The organism is Pseudomonas sp. CFBP 13711 (genome assembly GCF_014842265.1).
Lineage (GTDB): Bacteria > Pseudomonadota > Gammaproteobacteria > Pseudomonadales > Pseudomonadaceae > Aquipseudomonas.
On record NZ_JACYVI010000023.1, the window covers coordinates 1 to 20156 of the forward strand.

At 57.3% G+C, this 20156-nt stretch carries 14 protein-coding genes and 3 pseudogenes; 5 read left to right on the plus strand and 12 right to left on the minus strand.

Features of this window, described 5'->3' with window-relative positions:
* Window positions 1-631: 631 nt before the first annotated feature.
* The 6 genes from IFT47_RS28385 to IFT47_RS26565 all read right to left on the minus strand — a co-directional run bounded on the left by IFT47_RS28385 (window position 632) and on the right by IFT47_RS26565 (window position 6781).
* On the minus strand, window positions 632-970 hold the full coding sequence (locus IFT47_RS28385) for a DUF3325 family protein (protein ID WP_032703266.1): 339 nt from the start codon (window positions 968-970) through the stop codon (window positions 632-634).
* The gene (locus tag IFT47_RS26545; RefSeq protein ID WP_192175059.1) at window positions 967-2487 is read right to left on the minus strand and encodes a PepSY-associated TM helix domain-containing protein; all 1521 of its coding nucleotides are present in this window, start codon (window positions 2485-2487) and stop codon (window positions 967-969) included. Before IFT47_RS26545 ends, IFT47_RS28385 begins: the two co-directional genes overlap by 4 nt.
* On the minus strand, window positions 2487-2876 hold the full coding sequence (locus IFT47_RS28390) for a DUF3649 domain-containing protein (RefSeq protein WP_347876454.1): 390 nt from the start codon (window positions 2874-2876) through the stop codon (window positions 2487-2489). Before IFT47_RS28390 ends, IFT47_RS26545 begins: the two co-directional genes overlap by 1 nt.
* Window positions 2810-5197 (minus strand): TonB-dependent siderophore receptor, encoded by a 2388-nt coding sequence (locus IFT47_RS26555; RefSeq protein WP_192175060.1) that lies wholly within the window; start codon window positions 5195-5197, stop codon window positions 2810-2812. Before IFT47_RS26555 ends, IFT47_RS28390 begins: the two co-directional genes overlap by 67 nt.
* A 118-nt stretch (window positions 5198-5315) precedes the next feature.
* Complete coding sequence (locus IFT47_RS26560; RefSeq protein ID WP_192175061.1) at window positions 5316-6257, minus strand: FecR domain-containing protein; 942 nt, start codon at window positions 6255-6257, stop codon at window positions 5316-5318.
* Window positions 6254-6781, minus strand: a complete 528-nt coding sequence (locus IFT47_RS26565; RefSeq protein ID WP_065986076.1) for a sigma-70 family RNA polymerase sigma factor — start codon at window positions 6779-6781, stop codon at window positions 6254-6256. The genes IFT47_RS26560 and IFT47_RS26565 overlap by 4 nt, the downstream gene beginning before the upstream one ends.
* A 704-nt stretch (window positions 6782-7485) precedes the next feature.
* Here IFT47_RS26565 and IFT47_RS26570 point away from each other — a divergent pair.
* From IFT47_RS26570 to IFT47_RS27905, 3 genes and pseudogenes are all read left to right on the plus strand, one after another.
* On the plus strand, window positions 7486-8046 hold the full coding sequence (locus IFT47_RS26570) for a DUF2867 domain-containing protein (RefSeq protein WP_065986077.1): 561 nt from the start codon (window positions 7486-7488) through the stop codon (window positions 8044-8046).
* Window positions 8047-8443: 397 nt separating this feature from the next.
* Window positions 8444-8776: pseudogene (locus IFT47_RS26575) on the plus strand (response regulator); the annotation flags it as partial.
* 453 nt (window positions 8777-9229) lie between these two features.
* A complete protein-coding gene (locus IFT47_RS27905) occupies window positions 9230-11770 on the plus strand; it encodes a M10 family metallopeptidase C-terminal domain-containing protein (RefSeq protein ID WP_065986079.1) in 2541 nt (846 codons plus the stop codon).
* Between the two features lie 187 nt (window positions 11771-11957).
* Here IFT47_RS27905 and IFT47_RS26585 read toward each other — a convergent pair whose 3' ends face one another.
* From IFT47_RS26585 to IFT47_RS27775, 4 genes are all read right to left on the minus strand, one after another.
* A complete protein-coding gene (locus IFT47_RS26585; RefSeq protein ID WP_065986080.1) occupies window positions 11958-12296 on the minus strand; it encodes a hypothetical protein in 339 nt (112 codons plus the stop codon).
* Window positions 12297-12520: 224 nt separating this feature from the next.
* Window positions 12521-12811 carry a HigA family addiction module antitoxin gene (locus IFT47_RS26590; RefSeq protein WP_192175063.1) on the minus strand — a complete coding sequence of 97 codons (291 nt, stop codon included), beginning with the start codon at window positions 12809-12811 and terminating at the stop codon, window positions 12521-12523.
* Window positions 12812-12877: 66 nt separating this feature from the next.
* Window positions 12878-14968 (minus strand): putative bifunctional diguanylate cyclase/phosphodiesterase, encoded by a 2091-nt coding sequence (locus IFT47_RS26595; RefSeq protein ID WP_192175064.1) that lies wholly within the window; start codon window positions 14966-14968, stop codon window positions 12878-12880.
* Between the two features lie 353 nt (window positions 14969-15321).
* Window positions 15322-15483: a hypothetical protein gene (locus IFT47_RS27775; protein WP_244160278.1), complete on the minus strand. Its 162-nt coding sequence runs from the start codon at window positions 15481-15483 to the stop codon at window positions 15322-15324.
* On the opposite strand from IFT47_RS27775, the pseudogene IFT47_RS26605 reads away from it, so the two are divergent.
* Window positions 15449-15785 (plus strand): annotated as a pseudogene (locus IFT47_RS26605) (ATP-binding protein); the annotation flags it as partial. The gene IFT47_RS27775 and the pseudogene IFT47_RS26605 overlap by 35 nt on opposite strands.
* Window positions 15786-16194: 409 nt before the next feature.
* Here IFT47_RS26605 and IFT47_RS26610 read toward each other — a convergent pair.
* Window positions 16195-17697 carry a M10 family metallopeptidase C-terminal domain-containing protein gene (locus tag IFT47_RS26610; RefSeq protein WP_192175065.1) on the minus strand — a complete coding sequence of 501 codons (1503 nt, stop codon included), beginning with the start codon at window positions 17695-17697 and terminating at the stop codon, window positions 16195-16197.
* A gap of 432 nt (window positions 17698-18129) precedes the next feature.
* Here IFT47_RS26610 and IFT47_RS26615 point away from each other — a divergent pair.
* Window positions 18130-18325 (plus strand): annotated as a pseudogene (locus IFT47_RS26615) (PLDc N-terminal domain-containing protein).
* Window positions 18326-18672: 347 nt separating this feature from the next.
* Here the strand turns inward: IFT47_RS26615 and IFT47_RS26620 are convergent.
* Window positions 18673-19770 (minus strand): alpha/beta hydrolase, encoded by a 1098-nt coding sequence (locus IFT47_RS26620; protein WP_083232974.1) that lies wholly within the window; start codon window positions 19768-19770, stop codon window positions 18673-18675.
* Window positions 19771-20156 lie beyond the last annotated feature (386 nt).

Consider the following 20156-nt stretch of genomic DNA (forward strand, 5'->3'; position numbering starts at 1 on the left):
CCTTCGACTTCTGCGCTGATGAAGTTTCCGACTCAGCGGGCTCTTACCTGAGTCACGCAAGGTGACTTGGGCAGACGCTTACTGTTCACGAACAGAGGAGCACGCGTAAACCGCTCGGCATTGCATCGGCTTCATAGGTGCATGTATCTACCGAACTTAGCGTCTTGTGTAGCTAGCGACTATGCCGTAACCGCGTATAGGCCCATGAGAACCATTCATGAGTGGTTTATGACGCAGTTTAAGCACAAGATGATTGGGCAAAAGTGTCGGGCGCGATGGAGTGATTTGCCAATCTGGACACTCCCAGAACACGATATATATTGAGAGAAAACCACCTAGTTAGGATTACTCAAACGTCGCTAGGCATGGCGCGCTGTCGCTTAGAGCAATCTGTTCCGTGTCGGCGATCGAGCGATACGATTGCGGCATAGGGCTATCTCTAAGTGCAGGTACCTACACCGATTCTAGGCCGAACAGCGTTGCGCATTTCTTCTTCGGTCAGTTTGGTGCCCGTGCGGTAAATTTCGATTTAACGTAAATCCCGTTCTCCGCGGCTAGTAACTGGCAAAGGCCTTGAGGTCGAGCGGCTGCTTTGGGTCGATAGCGGACGGTCAGTGCAGCGTCAAACCTCTCAAAAAGAAAACTCGATGGTCACAGCCGTTAAGAACACCGTCACCGCTGTCTTCCCGGCCAGCGAAATGAAACGCGGGAAATAAGCCAATCCCACGCTAATAGTGCAGCTCAACACCGCGAATGTGCAGAACCACATGACCCATGATCGGCCATCTGGCGCACTCGCTATACAAAAGAGTAACGATCCCGCAATGCCAGTGAACCCCAACCAACGCAACGCCCGCTGGCTGGGCCATATCGGTCGGTTGTTAAAGACGTCACGGTAGTGTCTGTTTAGCGACAGGCACAAGGCCGTCAGGGCCGCGTATAGCAAAGCGCTCCATGTCAGCAGGCTCATGAATGCCTCTCGCTTCGGGGGGGCCTTGAACCCGGCGCACGAGTTTGCGGTATGCACTGCTGCGCTGGTTGGTAGAGCCGCCAGGCCACAACCGCAAAACTCATTCCCAGCAGTCCGCAGACCAGGTTCAGCCCGTTTATTGGATTGGGACCTGTGAGGATATCGAGCACAGGTAAACCACCACACGTCAACGCACACAGCATTGCCTGCTCTCGCCAGGCATGTTGGGTCAACCGCATTTGAGCGTGCAGTAGCGTTAGCAGCCAGGTGCAGAAAAAGGCCTGTATTTCACGAATATCCCGAGCGGGCATATCGCCGGGCAGTAGCCGGTTGGCCCAGAGAAACGCAGCCATCGCCGTGGGCAGTCCGAGCATTGCCGCGATGTTCAGGCCTTCAATATGCCGATAGACCCCACGCCTTGAATTGCCTCTGCGTTTGACCACCCACAGCTGCAGCCCTGTGGCAATCATCGCGCAGCCGCCCAGCCCACTGAGAAATAACAACACACGCAACAGCGGATCGGCGAAATGCGCCAAGTGCAGCCCGTACATCACACCGTAGAAAGCCTTGACGGGCCCCGTTGACGGATTCGTGCCGACCCACTCACCACCCACGCCGTCCAGCACCAGCCGTTGCGGCTGCGATGAGACGTGATCCAGTGTGTCCCTGAACAGCTCGACGCGGGCATTGACGGCTCCCGGCGCAGTGATCGACACACGAGCAATATGCTCTTGACCCCAATGCTGCCGGGCTTGCTGAATGAGGGTTTCGGGCGAGGCCAAAACGGCCCTCCCGAGCGCCGGCACCTGCGGCGCACTGAAGTCGCGAATGTCACGAAAGAACGCTGCGCGATCGGGGCCATAGACCAGATCGACGCCCCACGGGATGTACATGAACATCAAGGTGATCAGCCCGGTGTAGGTGATCACTGCATGGAACGGCAGCGCTAACACACTCAAAGTATTGTGCGCATCGAGCCAAGAGCGCTGGCCCTTGCCTGCCCTGAAGGTGAAGAAGTCCTTGAAGATGCGCCGATGGATAATCACGCCATTGACGATGGCGATGAGCATGGCCATGCTGGCAACGCCAACGATCCAGCGGCCGATCTGCGACGGCAGGCTGAGCTGAAAATGAAACCCGTAAAAGAAGTCTCCGCCAAAGGTTTTGCGCGGGGTTAGCGTCCGCGCGGAGGCTGGATCAAGCCACTCGCTGTTGTAACGCCGCTCCCCTGCACCTTGCCACATGACCTGAGTCACAGGCAGACGCGTCGTGGGCAGATCAATCAGCCAGGAAGCGGCATCCGGCGCACACTGCTCCAACCAGTCCATCGCTTGTTTGAGTGAAGCGGCCTCGCTGATCGGCGCCGAGGGCCGAATTTCCGGGTGCATCCAGGCGGTGATTTCACTGCGGTAATAGCTGGCAGTGCCGGTCATGAAAATAGCCAGCAACAGCCAGCCGACAACCAGCCCCGACCAGGTGTGCAGCCAAGCCATGCTTTGACGCAATCCTTCTTTCATCACGCATCACCGGGCAGGGAGACGGCGGACAACCACCCATAGACGCCCCCGAGCAGCAACATCGCGGCAAGCAGCCCCAGCCAGGCGCGCCTGGCCGAGCGTGCCGCGAAAACCCATATGGCTGCAAGGCACAGAATCAGGAAGGCAGGCAACGTCGCTGCCAACACGGTCTCGGCGCGAGGCTGTAACACGACAAGGGGCAACCCGATGGCCAGGCAGGCGGTGAACAGCGCGGTGACGGCGTACCCGCCTATCACCGCTGCGAGGATTCTTGAGAATACCCCTAACCTATAGCGAACGGACAGCTGGGGCCTGCCATGCCTCACCACTGGTAGCTCACAGAGCCGATGACACTGCGCTCGTCGCCGTAGCGGCACGAGGTATTGCACGACAGGTACGACTCATTGGTCAGGTTCTGGGCCTTGGCAGTCAACTGCCAATGGTCGTCGATGTCATAGCTGGCCCGTGCATCAAAGCGGGTGTAGGCCGGGATCTTGCGATCAGTGACGGTCGGTGTGGTGCGGGTGGTACCGGTGTACAATGCGCCCACGCCGATCTTGACCTGCGGCAGACCGAACGCAGCCAGACGATAGTCCGTCCAGAGCGAGGCGTTGTGGTAAGGCACCCCTTCAAGGCGTTTGCCAATGTTGGTGACGACGTTATCTTCCAAGACATGCGCGTCGGTATAGCTGTAGCTGGCCGTCATGCTCACGGTGTCAGTCAGGTCGGTCTTGGCTTCGAGTTCCAGCCCCTTGGAGCGGCTTTTGCCATACTGCTCGTACTGCGCGGTCAGGGCGTTGTAGGTGATCGCGTTGGTCTGTGTCAGCTCGTAGACCGCCGCGCTGAGCACCGTGTTGCTGCCCGGTGGCTGGTAGCGAATGCCGACCTCGTATTGCTCGCCTTCGATCGGGTCGAACGTCCCCGCGACGCCAGGGTTGGCAACATCGGCCGGCTGGAACGACTGGCTATAGCTGACATAGGGCGCTACGCCGTTATCGAACAGGTACAACAGCGCGATACGGCCGGTAGGTTTCTGGTCACTGCGTGGCGTACGGTCGCCATTGACGAAGGAATAATTACGGCTTTCTGCCCAGTCCTGGCGACCACCCAACAGAAACACCCAATGATCGTCAAAGGTGATCTGGTCTTGAAGGTAGAGACCCACCTGACGGCTGTGGATATCCCACCCGGATTCGGGTGCGGTGTTCGCCCCTACCCCGGTGTAGGCAAGGGTCGAGAGGTTCAGGCGGGGAGCAAGTTGCGCCACTGTGGCGCTGATGTGGCGATGGGTGTCGTAGGTCTTGTGGTAGTAGTCCACACCCGCCAGTAGTGTGTGGCGCCAGCGGCCCGCGTCGATCTTCCATTCAACGTTGTTGTCGCTGGTCCAGCCGGTGGAGGTTTCTTCACGTTCGCTGTAACGGCGGTTCAACGTGTTACCGGAAATGCTGAACGGCAACAGGTAGTTCCAGGAAACCCTGGATTGGTAGTAGCGCAGGGCGTGACGTACTTTGAGCGTGTCGCTAAAGCTGTGTTCGAACACGTAGCCCAATGTATCGATGCGGCTGTTGAAATGATCGTAACCGGGCTCGCCCACAAAATCGTCGCGCCCGATCTTGCGTCCAGGGTTTGGACTGTAGGTGGTCATGGCGTAAGTTAGCGGCGGCGTCAGCCCGGTGAGTGCTTCGGTGTGGCTGGCGAGCACAGTGAGAGAGGTATCGTCGTTCGGCTTCCAGGTGAAAGAGGGTGCGATGTAGCGCTTGTCGTCGCGAATGTGGTCTACCTGCGTGTCAGCGTCGCGCCACAGGCCGTCGAGCCGATAGGAGAATTCACCCTGTTCATCCAGCGGGCCGGCCAGGTCGAAGGTGTACTGCTTGCGATCATGGCTACCGTATTCGACGCCGACCCGATGCAACGGGGTATCGGTGGGCCGCTTGCTTACGGCGTTGATCATGCCTCCCGGCGACAGCTGCCCGTACAGCACAGACGAAGCGCCCTTGAGCACTTCGGCGCGCTCCAAACCAAACGGCTCGATGCCGCCATCGTAGACGCTGGACTGCAATTTCATGCCGTCGAGCAGAATACCGCCAGTCCCGGAGCCAACGTTGAAACCGCGCAAGGTGTAATCGTCCGCCACCCGGCTGAAACCATTGGGCTGGCTTACAAACCCTGGCGTGTAGCCCAAGGCATCTGCCAAGGTGTCACTCTTGCGGTCGTCCATTTCGGCGCGGGTAACTACGGAAATCGATTGCGGCGTCTCAATCAGTGGCGTGTCGGTCTTGGTCGCACTGGCGGCACGTTTGGCCACATAGCCATAGACCGGACCGTAAGCCGATTCCTGATCGGACACTGCATCGATGTTCGACACACCTAACATCAGCGCACCGGTTTCCGGCTGCACGCTCAGCGCGCCGCTGCCACTAATCAAAAGCGACAGTCCGCTGCCCTGCAGTGCCTGCTCGACGGCCTGCTCTGCTGTCAGTTGGCCGGAAACTCCATGGGCCTGTCGCCCTCTGACGTCATCCGGCAGGAACACCACCTGACGACCACTGCGCTGACCGATCGCGATCAGCGTCGCCTCCAGAGGACCTGCGAGCAAGGCGTACATCTGGCGTCCCGCCGCGCTGACCGGCTCTGCAGCAAAAATGATGTTTACAGGCGTAACGACAATGCTGACAGCAATGGCCAAAGGGCAAAGGAACTGAGGACGCATGGGTGAATGACTCTCCGGTGTCAGGACAGAACAGCTGCAAACGGCGCAGCACTGTCTTGCTTGTGCGATGAGCCAGCGAAATATTAAGAGCCTATTGAAAAATTTTTTCTTGCGGACCTCAGCTCAGGGACACACGGGTCCAGCCCCCCAGGAAATGCTCGACCCGCAGCGGCAACACATCAGCCATTGCAGCCAGCGCCTGTTCACTTTGATCGAGGCTGAACACGCCGGAGATTTTCAGTCGCGCAGCTTTGGGGCTGAGGGTCAACACGCCTCGGTGATAAGGTCGCAACGCCTCGATGACCGTTGCCAGCGTCTGGTCGTGAGACTCCAGCATGCCCTGCGACCACGCTGAAGCACTGTTCGCGGACCTGCCGATCGGCTCGATACCTCTGCCGGTCAGCCGTACACCCTGCCCCTCTGCCAACGTCGCACCCGAGCCGTTGATGTGCGTTACCCGCAGGCTTTTCTTCAACGCCCAGATACGAGACTCCCCCGGCAAGAGCATCATCATGCAGCGTCCTTCGGCCATGCTCGCAGTACCCAGGCGAGAACACAGCCGCAGGGCATCCCGCTCGCTGGCCCGAACGTCGGCAATCACACCGCCATCAAGCAATTCAACATCGCGCTTATGTGCCCCGAAACGCAGGTTCACTGCACTTTGCGCGTTGAGCAGCAGAGACGAACCGTCTGGCAGAGCGATGCGTTCACGCTGGGCGGTGCCGGTACTCAAATCTGAGCGCAGTCCCGCCAGCCCCCTCCCCGGGCCGGTCAGACAATAACTGCCAGCTGCCAACCCGCATAGCCCCAACGCCCCTCGCAGAAAGGCACGACGACGAACCAGTCGGTCCTTGGCCAACATTCGGCCCGACACACCGTCAACGCCGGCAAATGTGGTCTGCAACCGAAGCTGCAACTGTTGCCAGGCCTCTTGATGGTGTCGGTCGGCCGCAAGCCACTGCTCGAAAGACAGTTGCTGATGCGCATCGAAAAACCCGGAACGCTGATAGGCCATCCAGGCAATGGCTTCATCCACAGCAGCAGGCAGTACAGCAGTCATAGCCGCGCCTCGAAACAGGCACGCAGCCCCTGGATCACGTACTGATGAACACGCGGCACGGATACCCCCAGCTCGCGGCCGATTTCAAGGTAGGTCATGCCATCGAGCTGGCTGTACAGAAATGCCGCCCGGGCCCGGGACGACAGTCCCTCAAGCATACGATCAATCTCGACCAAGGCTTCGACCGCGAGCGCTTGCTGCTCTGCTGACGGGGCAAACTGCTCAGGCTCGCCAGCCAAAGTCTCCAGATAGGCACGCTCCAGATCGCGGCGGCGCCAACTGGCGTACATCAAGCGCTTGGCAATGGTCGTTAAAAGTGCTCGTGGCTCGCGAATCGAATGTGGATCATCCAGTGCTACCACGTGGGCAAAGGTTTCGGACGCCATGTCCGCGGCATCGCTCGGGCAACCCAATCGCGCCCGCAACCGGTCGAACAACCACCCATGGTGATCGCCGAACAGCTGATGGAGCAGGCTTTGGCGGGCGGTCAACTTGGCGCAAGCGACACTGGAATTGACTGCCATCGAAAAGATCACTAATGGAAATGGTTCTCAATTCTGTCAAACCCACTCTGCTCTCGCAATAAAAGTCACTGGCAGGACAGAAAAAGACCGCCCAGATTGGCGGCGATACCGAGATTTGCTATCGCCTGACGACAATTTCGGACACCACAACAGGAGTTGGTCGGTCCACGCCGTGGACTCTGCCATGAACGCCCGCTAGAAAGAGTACCAAGTGCTAGAGCGGCGAAAGCTTTATCACCAGCAGAACCACCAGTTGGGTGTTTATATCCTCCATGTTGACGCTCTACTTGTAAAATCATGCCAAAAGGCAGCTTGACATAAACGATGGGCACCGCTGGTTAAACCGGTCTGCATCTTGCGTGATTAATTTCCCTGAGCAACGCCTGAGTTGCCGCCGCCTTCGCCACGTTTGAGCACTCGGCGATGGGTGGACGGCACCACATAGACCAGCAAAAATGTCAATCGTGCTGTGCATAAGCCTTATACATCGGTTTGATCACGCGCTCTTGCGTCTTTTTCTGTGTTCGTAGAGGGCCTGCATGCTGTCAATAAAGCGCGATCGCTTATTATGTCATTGCGTTTAGTTGCCGGGCGGATCGTGTCGCCTGTTAAGAGAGGAGAGGCATACCCTAGTGCCGAAATACCCCTTGCGTGTCGATCACCTTGATGGCTAGAGTTGGGCGCCGAAAACCGCAGGTAACGCAATGGAACTGCTCGATATTTACCTCCCGCATTACCATTTTCGTGAGCGTCACGCCCTCGATATTTGCGCTACCGCTGCCCAAGTAATGCGGGCTGTCGAAAGCTACGATAGTACCGAAGATCGACTCGTTCGGGCGATGACCGCGTTGCGCGAGATGCCGCAGCGGTTAATTTGGAAGCTAGGTAATGCTCCCGCTCGCAATCGTCCGCCATTCAGTCTTGAAAACTTTACCAACCTTGGAACCATTCCTGATAAAGCTCTCGCATTAGGTCTGGCAGGGCGCTTCTGGAAGCTAGACTACGGCCAAGAAACCGTCCCGGATGCTGAAACTTTTAAGCATTTCGAACAGCCTGGCGCGGCGCGTCTAGTGCTCGGATTCAGCGCCACTGAACTTGGTGACGGTGTCACCCGTCTTGTGACGGAAACACGCGTGCAGTGCCTTGATGCCGCCGCCCTGCGCCAATTTCGCCTGTATTGGTACCTGATACGCCCCTTCAGCGGGCTGATTCGTAGACGTGCGCTTAAAGCCATCAAACGGGAAGTATGCGGGATTCATCGCTAAAATTCACCGCAACTTCGGAGGTATAGGGAACCGGCACTTCGAAGAATTTATAGCTGCCTTCATTCACTTATAAGATATCGCCGGCCGGCACGGTGCGCGGCTAACTCTTTTTCCTTAGTCGCGATGCTTGAGGCCCACTGAAAGCCTACAGTTGCGGGACTCAATACTTCCCAGCCTGAAAGGCCAGCAAGCCCGGTCCTTCAGGCTGGGACTTTGCCGGACGATCGTCAGCTTGACCTTGTGCGGAGACTCAGCCCGAGGAGGGTTAGAGGGGCTGTGATGAGAAGTGACGATGTTGTAGGCGCCCGTCGGGATAAAATTCTGATCATTGAAGCTGGTTTGCCGAGACCTGGGATTGGGACCCGTGCCCAACGGTGTTGGATTCGAGCGTATGACGCTGGTCATGGACATCCTGGAAGACCTCGGATACATGGCTATCGAGGCAGGTGACAGCGCAGCAGGGCTGAATGTACTCCAGTCAAATGCGCGTATCGATCTGCTGATCAGTGACGTTGGGCTACCAGGCGGGCTGAATGGCCGTCAGATGGTGGACGCAGGTCGCGTCTGCAGGCCAGACCTGAAGGTCTTGTTTATCACCGGTTATGCGGAAAATTCTGTCCTGGGAAGTGGTCGGCTGGCACCTGGTATGGCCGTGCTGACAAAACCGTTCTCCATCGAAGCCATGCGCTTACGCATCCACGCAATGGTCGAGAACGCCAATTTACCGTGAAAGCATTTTATCGAATGGCCTAACTGATAAGTCATAGCGCCAAGGGGTAACTCACAAGCGTGGTTGAGCAGGCATGGCCGTCAATAACTGGCCGCTCTCAGCGGGCTTACATGCCACCTCTACAGCTAGCGCGAATACTGAACTCTAGCATTAAGGGCAATCGCGTCTGCCCGAGGGCATGCGCTTTATCTGCACACCGTTTCGTCATTACCCGCAATCCAGGCGACTTTGTTGCATTCAGCTCCGCCATCCTGCGCAGGGATGGAGCGCTGATATGCACCTGTTCCAGAAAGTATCGGGCGCGTCAGCGGCAAGGAAAATTAATCTCACGCCCGCGCGTGGGAGGTGAGCAGAAGCCTACTGCCATCGATTGCAATTGAATGATCAAGCGATTCTCAGGTCGATCCTTCTTGCGAGCAATGAATCCTCGACTCTCACTTAAGGAATGACCAGATGGCGAATTCATTCAGTGTCAAAGACTTCGGCGCCGTGGGCGACGGGCACACTGACGACACTTTGGCGCTGCAAGCCGCGATCGACGCCGCATCGGCCGCCGGAGGCGGGACGGTGGTGATCCCCAGCGGCACCTATATCGTCAGCGCCCAGGCCTCCGGCAACGCGCTGATACTCAAAGACAACGTCCAGCTCGAAGGCGACGCCACTGATCGGGCGACGCTGAAACTGGCAAGCGGCTCCAGCGCCGATATCGACGGTATCCTCCGTGCCGATGGCGATGCGGTCGGCGTCAGCAATCTGGTTATCGACGGCAACCGCGCGCATACCACTGGCGTGGTCAGCGATTTATCTCTGGGCGACGGCGTACAACTGACATTGAATTACGTCCAGGCCACCAACGCGTCCGGCTACGGCCTCGATCTGCGCGCCGAGGGCAGTCAGGTCCAGGCCAACAAGGCCTACGTGGACTATAACGGGCAGGGCGGCGTGATCACGGCGGGGCTGGTGGGCAGTGCGCTCAATGACCTGATCGTCAGGGACAACGATGGGAACGGTCTCACCACTCAAGGTGTGGTGACCGTGCAGGACATCAACAGCACCAGCAATCAGGGCTATGGGGTTGCCGTTGAGGGTGACGCTAACGGCCATGCGGCGCAGCTGATCAGTGGATCGATCAGCAGTAACCGTACCAGCGGGGTGCTGATCGACAAGGCGAGCGACGCGGTGGTCGATCATCTGTCCATCTCGTATAACACCCTGTCGGCCATCGAGGTACGCGACTCCCAGGGCACACAGATCAGCACCAATCGTATCGATGGTAGCTACCTGGACGCCAACCAGCCCTACGTGCTTTTACAGGACAGCAGCGGCACCGAAGTGCGTGGCAACGTGATTGGTGCCACGGGCTATTATGACGGCGCAAAGTCCACCTACGGCGTCGAGGAACGCGGCCAGAGCGATGCCAACCGTATCGCTGACAACTTCATCAGCAATGTCACCGAGCGCGAAGTGAAGGTGGTTGGTACCGCGACCGCGGTTTTCGATAACACAGATGTCTTGACCACCTATGGCTCCTCGGGTGACGACGTGATCTCGGAATATGCCCAGGCCTACAACACTGTGTTGTATGGTGGTGCAGGTGACGATTTGATCCAGGGTGGGGTGCTGGACAATGTATTGATCGGCGGTGCCGGCGTCGACCAGCTCGCGGGGGCGCAGGGCCACGATACGTTCCGATTTACCCAGCTGACCGACAGCTATCGCACTGCAAGCGCCAGTTACACCGATACCATCACCGCTTTCGATGCCAGCAAGGACAGCATCGATGTCACCAGTCTGGGGATGAGCGGCCTGGGCAATGGCCACAACGGCACGTTGGATCTGGCCTACAACGCTGACAAGAACCTCACCTACCTCAAGAGCTATGATGCCGACGCCCAAGGCCAGCGCTTTGAACTGATCCTCAACGGCGACTATCGCACCAGCCTGACGGCGGATAATTTTCTCCCACTCACCGCCGGCACTTCTGGGGACGACAGCCTGCACGGCACCACCCACGGCCGCGACACCTTAGTTGGCGGCGACGGCCGCGACATGCTTTCGGGCCGCGGCGACGATGATCGCCTGGATGGGGGCGCTGGTGCCGATCGGCTGATCGGCGGTCAGGGCGCGGATACCTTCGTGTATAACCAACTGACCGACAGCCAGGTCGATGCCGCCGGGAAGAATCAGGGCCGGGACCTGATCGTCGACTTCAACAGTGGCGACCACGACCGGATCGATATCTCGGCTCTGGGTTTCACCGGTTTCGGCGATGGTTACGGCACCACACTGAGCCTGACCTACGACAGCGCCAACGACATCACTCGCCTCAGCTCAAAAGAGCTGGACAGCGCCGGCAATCGTTTCCAGATCGCCCTGAGCGGCAACCATGTGCTTGACCTGGGCGCCAACGCCGTCGAGTTCGCCCACGCCGACAGCCCGCAAAAAACCAGCACCTACCCGGGACAGATCTTGACCATCGGCACGGCGGCGAACGACAGGCTCATCGGCTCGGCAGACGCGGACCGTCTCTATGGCCTGGATGGTGACGATGTGCTGCAGGGGGGCGCCAATAATGACTTCCTGCTCGGTGGCCATGGCGCAGACAAACTCACTGGCGGCAGCGGTAGTGATTACTTCGTGTTCCAGAGCGTCGAGGACAGCTACCGTACCGCGGAGCAGAGCCATACCGACCTGATCACCGATTTCAATCAGGGCTATGACAGCCTCTCCGTCAGCGCACTGGGCTACACCGACATCGGGGATGGCTACAACGGCACCTTGAAGATCGACTACAACGCCACCCTTGACCGCACCTATGTCCGTGACCTGCAGAGCGACGATCAGGGGCGGTTTTTCCAGATCGCCCTGAGCGGCGATCAGACGCAGCACCTGCGGTACAACAACATGGGCTTTGCGGATCGCGATGTGTCGACGGATGCCGCGCCGATCGAGGTGGTGGGTGTGGCTACCCATACCGATCATGCTGTTGGGTGATTAAGACCGAACCCCGCTCAGTAAATAATGAAGCGGGGTTCGCTGTGGCGACTGCCCACTTTCTCAGCATGCCCCTCATCTAATCCCCCCAAGCTTTCCCGCGTCCCGCCGTTGAATGTGAGGACTTCCCAACGTTCCGGATCAAATACTGAAGCCAGCGTCCGTTACATCGCCAGAGCGCGCTGGGTTAGGAGAACGGTGTAACCGAGACAAGTTCCACATACTTGAACTTCTTCCGGGCGGTTTTCGTTGCGTCGAGCTCCGCCTGGAGCGTGCTTAACGTATCAGCGTCGTAGCTGAACATTTGGGTCTCACCTTCATATTCATTGCCCACCCGCAACGTCACCCTGAGTTTCGGTCTCAGTGTTGCCGATGCGCCCCGCTTTGCGGTCCGCGCGGGAGGCTGTATCACTACCGCCGGCGCTTCTTTTTGATCGCGCTGTGGCTGTGCCGGCTCCGGCGCAACACCGCTCGCAGAACCAAACAACGCCTGGCGCATCTCTTCTTCAGTTAACTGGGTGGCCATAAGGGCTCCGATGCCGAATTCTAGTAGTCCATGCCTGGCTCATCCTGATGTTCCTCGGACATTGCTTGACCAAGGCGTGAGTCAACAGGCCGTGGAGCCAAGAGCTTCTTGGCGGCGCTTGCGATCGGCGTCGCTGATTGTGGGTTTGAGCGGCGGTAGGCTCATCGGCGATCGCTAAGCAAGTCGAAGATGATAACGTTCCAAATGTCCACTTCATAATTCCATTACGCTGCTTGGGCAACCCTTGAAATCGCGGGAATGTTGTCTTTATGTTCTGCCTGCCACAGGTCATAAGCAGACTGGCGAGCCACCCACATACGTGCCTTGCCCAAGCCAGCACGCTCTAGACGAACTGCCATGTCAGCACTGATCGGTGCTCGGCAGTGGATCACATTGGATAGCAGCACACGCGAGTAGCCCAAGTGCTTGGCCAGAGCCATGACGCTCATCTTGATTTCAGGGAGCACGTCTTCGCGCAGCGCCTCGCCAGGATGCGGAAGATTGAACATCGTCATTTGAGTTCTCCTATCAGTGGTAGTCGACCAGCTCAACGTCATCTCCCATAAACACGATGTGTATGTCTATTTGAAGGATGTACTCACGCGGCCTACACGCAGCAGGGCCGTCACCTGCGTTTCACTCAAGGGTCGGCTGAGCAGGTAGCCCTGCCCCTGCTGACAGCCATTACGTTGCAAAAAAACCAACTCCTGGGAATCTTCAATGCCTTCGGCCACTACGCAGTGCTGAAGGCTCTTCCACATGGCGAGTATGGCAGCGACGATCGCCGAATTATCTGCTCGCGAATTTACGTGTCGGATAAATGACTGGTCGATCTTCAAAACATCGAATGGGAGCTGGGTCAGGTAGGCCAGACTGGAATAACCTGTCCCGAAATCGTCCAGTGCCAGACTCAGCCCCGCCGCCTTCAGGCGCAACATCACCTGCCGATTGTGTGGCAGATCGGCCATCAGCACACTTTCGGTCAACTCAAGCTGCAAGGACTGCGGTGAGATGCCCTCCTCTTCGATAATCGCCAGTATCATTTCCACAAAACGGCTTTGCGTCAGCTCGATGGTCGATACATTAATTGCGACACATACAGCATCCAGACCTTGCTGATTCCATCGCTTGATTTGCTGACATGCCGCGCGCATGACCCATTCCCCCATCGGAATGATCAGCTTGCTGTCTTCGGCGATATCGATAAACCGGGATGGAGCAAGCATGCCCTCGCGAGGATGAAACCATCGTATCAAGGCTTCGACACCGGTGATTCGGCCAGTGCTCAAATCCACCTTCGGCTGGTAGTGCAAAATGAACTGCCCTAGGTGGATTGCGCTGCGCAGATCCGCTTCGATAAGTTGGCGTTCCACCGCCTTGGCATTCATGGCGGGCATGAAGAACTGATAACGATTGCGGCCCTTCATTTTGGCGTCATAAAGCGCGGTATCAGTATGTTGGATCAGGTCTCCGACATTGGTAGCGTCGGAGGGGAAGAAGCTGATACCAATACTTGCGGAGATATAAAGCATGCTGTCATTCAGCGGATGACCCGCACTGATAGCCTTCAGAATCTTCTCGGCAATAGGTCCAACATCATCATCGACCTGCAACGCGGGCAGCAGCACCACGAACTCGTCTCCTCCTTGGCGACTCACGGTATCTGAGGCGCGGACACTTCCGGTCAAGGCGTCGGCCACGGAGACTAACAGCTGGTCGCCTAGGTCATGACCGAGAGAATCGTTGATATGTTTGAAATTATCCAAGTCAATGTACATCACCCCCAAGCGCTGGTGATCGCGCCGTGCGGCTCGCACCGCCTGCTCCAGCCGATCTTGGAACAACACTCGATTGGGCAACTGGGTGAGATAGTCGTGTTCGGCTAGGTAGGTCATTTTGACCTTCATGGCGCGCTCCACCGAAACGTCGTGAAACACCACTACTGCCCCAGTCAAATCACCGCGGCAATCGATGATAGGGGCTACGGAATCTTCAATATCCACTCGACCGCCGTCGCGCTTAACCAACACCGCGCCTGCGCTTAAACCTGTTGAGGATCGCGTTTGCAGGGCCAGTAGCACAGGATGTGGCTCGGTACCGAGCGAATCATCGATGTCAATGGACATCACTTGGGCGATTGATTGTCCTTTTGCCTGGGATTGGGACCAACCAGTCAGCGTTTCGGCGGCAGGATTCATGAAGTCGACATTGCCGTTGGTGTCGGCGCCAATCACGCCGTCACTGATCGCATTAAGTGTAACCTCGGCGCGCACTGCCCGGATTGCCATGTGCCCGTGCAAGCGAAAACGCAGGATCAGATCGCGAACGATCTGCATACTCGCAATCCGGTCTTCTGGATCAGCTGAGCTGAAACCCTGGGCACCGCACGCGATGAAGGCCTCGGCAGCGCGACGGTGCAACGCAGTACCACTCATCAATATCGGCGTGGTCGAAACCATGTCGTAAAATTCGGCGAATTTCGCCAAGTCCCTAAACCGTCTGCCGGCCATGCTGACAATAATGAGATCGGCCGAGTACTTTCTCAAATGACGCACCAACGACGCAGCAGTCTTGAAAAAATTTATCGACCACTCTTCGCTGGTGGCTGCAAATTGTTCGAGGAATGTGACGGTTTCGCTGGCTCTACACAGGATAACCACTGGAATGGTCATGCATCCTTGCTCCGAAAGATTTCAAGGAGCATGAAATCAAAATGCCTGTGCGGCCTCGGTCAAGATATGGAGGCGACACACATTCAAACAACGTCGCACTTCCCCCACTGAATAGATATACAGGCTCGGACCGCCGGTACGAATTCTTTAGCTTGAATAGGGCTACGCGCTGATCCGAAAAGGAGCCAATTCCCATCCGCACTGCTTTTATGCCCGATACGGCCATCGTGGCGATGGCATATGGTTAGATCCTCAAGAGCTCGCATTATGGCGCCAAAGAAACCGGTAGCAGGGCAATGGAGCTCTGAAGAGTCACGTGCGTCAAGACCTAGGCCACTTCCCAGCCTCTGGGGTCAGCCCATCGGATGCACATCGGCTGGGGCAAGACCCATCTCGGTATTGCCTATCAAGACGTCGTCATCACCTCCGCCGATGCCGCCCGCAGTCGAGTTGGTGATCGTGTCACGGTAGTTATCGCCCGTCAGCGTCGCGATTACAGACAACGGTTCCGGCATGCCCGCGGCCATTGTCAGCCGTGTCATGGAACCCTTCTTCACCACTAAGGAAGAAGGCAAAGGACCCGGACTGGGACTGTCCATGGTGTACGGCTTCATGAAGCAGTCTGGCGGCACCGCGAATTTATTCCGAGGAAAGAATCGGCACCACGATTCGCATGTACTTTCCTGCAGATGACAGTCAGTTGCACATCCTTCCTGCCCCAGAAAAAATTAATGAGCAATCGGGCCACGAGCGCATTTTGGTGGTGGAGGACCGTGCTGATGTCGCGGAGCTGGCCAGGATGGTGCTCGAGGAATTTAGCCAAGGGCACTGCAACCGCTAATTCCAGACGGCGCGGCCGTTTGCACATTCGGCCCTAGGCCCATGTCAATTGGTCGATTCATAGGATTGAGCAGATGATCGTCCGTTTTGGGTCGATAGCAGCCGGTTCGGTGGACTATAGATGCTCAAAGGGGCTCGGGTTGCTGGCGACTAAGAAGCCGCAGCCTGCTGGGATCACCCATGCCGTTTAATAGCAGTCCAGCGAAGTTACCCGCCGGATAAAAGCAGGCATTTAACGTAAACCCCGTTGTACGCTGCTGACCGGTAGCACAGTCCGTAAGTCCGAGCCCTACGGCTGCTTTGGGGCCAAAGCAGCCGTTAGCAGGGCAATGGAGGTCTTAATAGGTACGTGCGTCAAGACCAAGGCCACTTCCAAGCCTCTGGATTTAGCCCATCGGGTGCAGGTCAGCGGGTGCCAGACCCACAAGCTCGATATGCGCAGCGCTCGCGTCAGCCACGATCAGGTTATCGGCAGTGAAAGTCTTGGCGACGTTCTTGTCGATACTGATCTCGAATCGGTTGCCGTCAGCGTCCGCTTCGTAATCCTTGAGATAGGTGCGGTTCAGGGCGGTGTCGTAGATCACCTTGAGCGTGCCATCGGTGCCATCGCCAAGGCCAGTGTAGCCCAGCGCTGAAACATCGATGCGGTCCTGAGTGGCGTCGAAGTTTTTGATGAAGTCCGAATTGCCCCGGAAGCTGTCGCTCTTCTCGACATATCGGAAGGTGTCGACCCCGGTGTTGCCCACCAACAGATCATCATCACCGCCTCCGACGAGGATGCCGCCCGCGGTCGAATTGGTGAACGTGTCACGGTGGTTATCGCCAGTCAGCGTCAGGTTGGCGCGGTCTGCTGCATTGTCCCCGGCAAAGGTGAAGCGATCCATGTCCTGCAGTCCTGTGATCGGATCCCGGTCGTATTGCGTCAGGTGCACGGCGAATCGGTTGCCGTCTTCATCTGCCTCGAAGGACTGGGCAATCGCGTAACCAGCTTCATTGTCGTAGCTGTAATTGAGCGTGCCGTTGTAGCCATTGCCAAGGCCGGTGAACCCCAGTGCCGAAACGTCCAGCAGATCACCGTCACCGAGTCTGAAATTGTGGATGAGGTCAACGCTGGACTGGCCTGTGCCGTCGTTCACGAAGCTATCAGTGAGATGCTTGAAGACAAAAGTGTTACGGGAACCGCCGCCGGACATGTCGTCCGCTCCGCCTCCACCGGTCACGATATTGCCCGACCGGGGAACGACCAGAAAGTCATCGCCATCGGTCCCGGTGATGACGTACTGCTTGTCGCTTAGCGCATGTTCGCGGCCATTGCTTTCTGCAGTCAGGTCGTAACGCAGGGCGAAATTTTGCGTGCCAAGCTGAGCGGCGTGATCACCTTCAAGTCTGACTTCGAATGCCTGGCCCTGGGCGTTTTTATCCAGCGAGCGCACATAGGTGATGTCCTCGTCGGCGTTGTAGGTGACCGCCAGATCGCCGTTGTGGCCATTGCCAACGCGCTCCAGCCCGAGTGCCGTCAGGTCAAGTACGTCAGTGGATTGGAAGTTTTTGATCAGGTCCGAGTGGGAGCCCTGTTTGTCGAAGTAACTGTCCGTCACCGAGGTGTAGACGAACGTGTTCCCGTAGACATAAGCGGAGTGGCTGGTGATGGTATCGACGCCCGCGCCGCCGTTATAGCGATCCTGTGCGTTGCTGAACGGATCGGGATCCCCTCCCTGACCGATGAGAATGTCGTCGCCATCGCCGCCAAAGATGACATCAGCTTTGGTGGTGCCGACAATCGTGTCTTCGTCCGCAGTGCCCACATACTTGTCGTAGAAGCCATGGGGGATCGCCACGACAGTGTCATCCGCGTCACTCTGCTGTGCTGTTTTCTTTGATTGAGCCATGTTTTTTCTCGCTATAGGAGGATGTGACGCTGGGTCCGCTCTTAAAATGAAAAACCAGTCACCACGAGCATCAGAAACGTTCAGCATTTCCCGACATTAGCGCGGTAGACCGGTCAAAGCCGTGTTTGTTTGATTTTTCGTATCCATCCAGAGACGACATAGTCCGAATGACGCCAGCGGCATGACTGATTCAGCCCACACGGCCGAGAGGCCATGATCCACATACGTATGCCGACGTAGCGAGCAAAAGAAGGAGGGATGTGCGTCAACAGGATGAACTAACAAACTAAATCTTTCGCATGGACTCCATCATCGAACCTCGCTGCTCGTCATTCAGTCAGTGTGCGTTGAAGACAAACAAGCCTTGAACAGGTCTTCCTTTTAACCATCGTCAGGAGTAACTCACGTGGAATCACACTCTTCACGACTGCAATGCTGTTGATCATGTTGCTCATCGACGTCTGGATCATTTACAGCGTTTCTCGAAGTAACAAGAGCGGGTTGGTCAAAGCTGCGTGGGCCGCATTTGTGTTGATCGTTCCCATTGTAGGCTGGGCTATGTGGGGCATCGCAGGTCCGCGCGGTATCGTCCGTCCCCCCCTCCTACCCTGAACACAGCAAGGGATGAAACGTGAGCCCTGCAGCAACTGGCCGTCCTTATTCAATTTTGACTAGAACCCAGCCAAGTCACGAGGAAGGGCTGATGGACGAGGCCGCGAGGTTTACGTTCAACTTGACTGCGGTTCAGTAAGCCGGGGTTGCAAGGTCATCGTTTCTGAAGACGTAACTGAACGCCTCCGATTCCAGGATCTCAGCTAAAGAGTCACGTTGGACACGTCTGTTTTGGGTCGGATGTCGCCGATTGCGACGGACGTCTGATGATCCATATCTGTCATACGGTAGGTACGTTTTGACCCAGCTGTAAGCCAAGTTACTGGCTGCTACGGGTTGACATCGCAGCAGCCAGAGGGCTGGTTAGAATGCTGCCTTCAGGCGAGCGCCGGCATAGGCCTGTGCTTCCTGAGCCTTTTCCACCACCGCAGCGGTGCCAAAAAACTCGTGGGTCACGCCGTCATACAGCTTGCGCTCCACGCTTACGCCCTGGTTTCGCAACGCCTGCTCCAGTTGCGCACCGTCATCACGCAGCGGGTCGATCTCGGCGTTGATCAGAGTCACTGGCGGCAGACCGTGAAGGTTGGCGTGCACAAGATCCAAACGTGGATCCTTCAGATCGGCAGAGCTTTTGGTCACATTGGCCACGAACCAAAGCATCATGGGGCGATTGAGTGGCTTGGCGTCAGCGTACTTCAAGTACGACTCGGTGTTGGTCGTGGTCTGCCCCACTGGGTACACAGCAATCACACTCTTGGGCGAGGTCAGGCCCTGATCGCGTGCTGCCACAGCAGTGGCGAGCGCCAGATTGCCGCCGGCGCTTTCGCCGGCCAACGCTAGGCGTTTAGGGTCTCCGCCAATGCTAGCAGCATTGGCAGTGAGCCAACGGTAGGCAGCAACAGCGTCTAGATGGGCTGCCGGGAATTTATATTCAGGCGCGCGACGGTAGTCCACTGACACCACGATAGCATTGGCCTGTTTGGCCAGGCCGCGGGCGCCACCGTCATACACGGTGCGGTCCGCGATCACCCAACCGCCGCCGTGGAAATACAGCACTACTGGGAATGGTCCGTTACCAGCAGGGGTATAGACGGTTGCTGGCAAGTTCCCTGCAGCACCGGCTACGGTGATCTCATGGGTTGCCACGCCCGGGACCAGTGCTGTGGGGCTGCTGTCACGCTTCTGGTCGGCCAGTACCCGCTTTACGCCATCAGCCACAGTAGGCTGTTTACGGGCTTCCTCCGGCGTGGTTTTTTCAATAGCTTTAGGATCGAACGCAGCTTGGGCGTTAAGCACTTTCTGCATGTCGCTGTCAGTGCGGAACAAGCTCTTGGTCGAGCTGACAGCTAATTCCGACAAAGTAGGTTTTTCCGGATCGCGAGCGCAACCGGCCAAGGTTGCCAAGCTGACGGCGGTTACTGCAGCAACCAGGGCACAACGTATTGGATGGGAAGAACGCATGGTGAATCCTCGATGGGTGCAGCTGTGGCCACGAAGTGGCGGCGGGCGCTGCAGAAGCCGCGCCTACGCTTTGTCCGAGGAAAACAACTAGTGTTCAAGGCAGACAGCGTTTATACGGATCAGCGGTAGGGAGCTAAATCCAACGCTGCTGGCCGACTTTTCCCACTACGCGGTCGGCCACTAGTTGCCGTTTTCTAATCTTCCAATGCCAGGCTTTCCATACAGCCAGGGCATACCGCACGCCCGGTAATGATCACCGATTGCGGACCGATTCAGGTGGGCTGAGATAAGCCAGCCTCGCGCTCGGTCATGACTTCCTCAATCAGTCGGCAATCCAAACAACCGCACCTCAAGGGTTATGTTATAACATTGCCGCTATTTTTCAT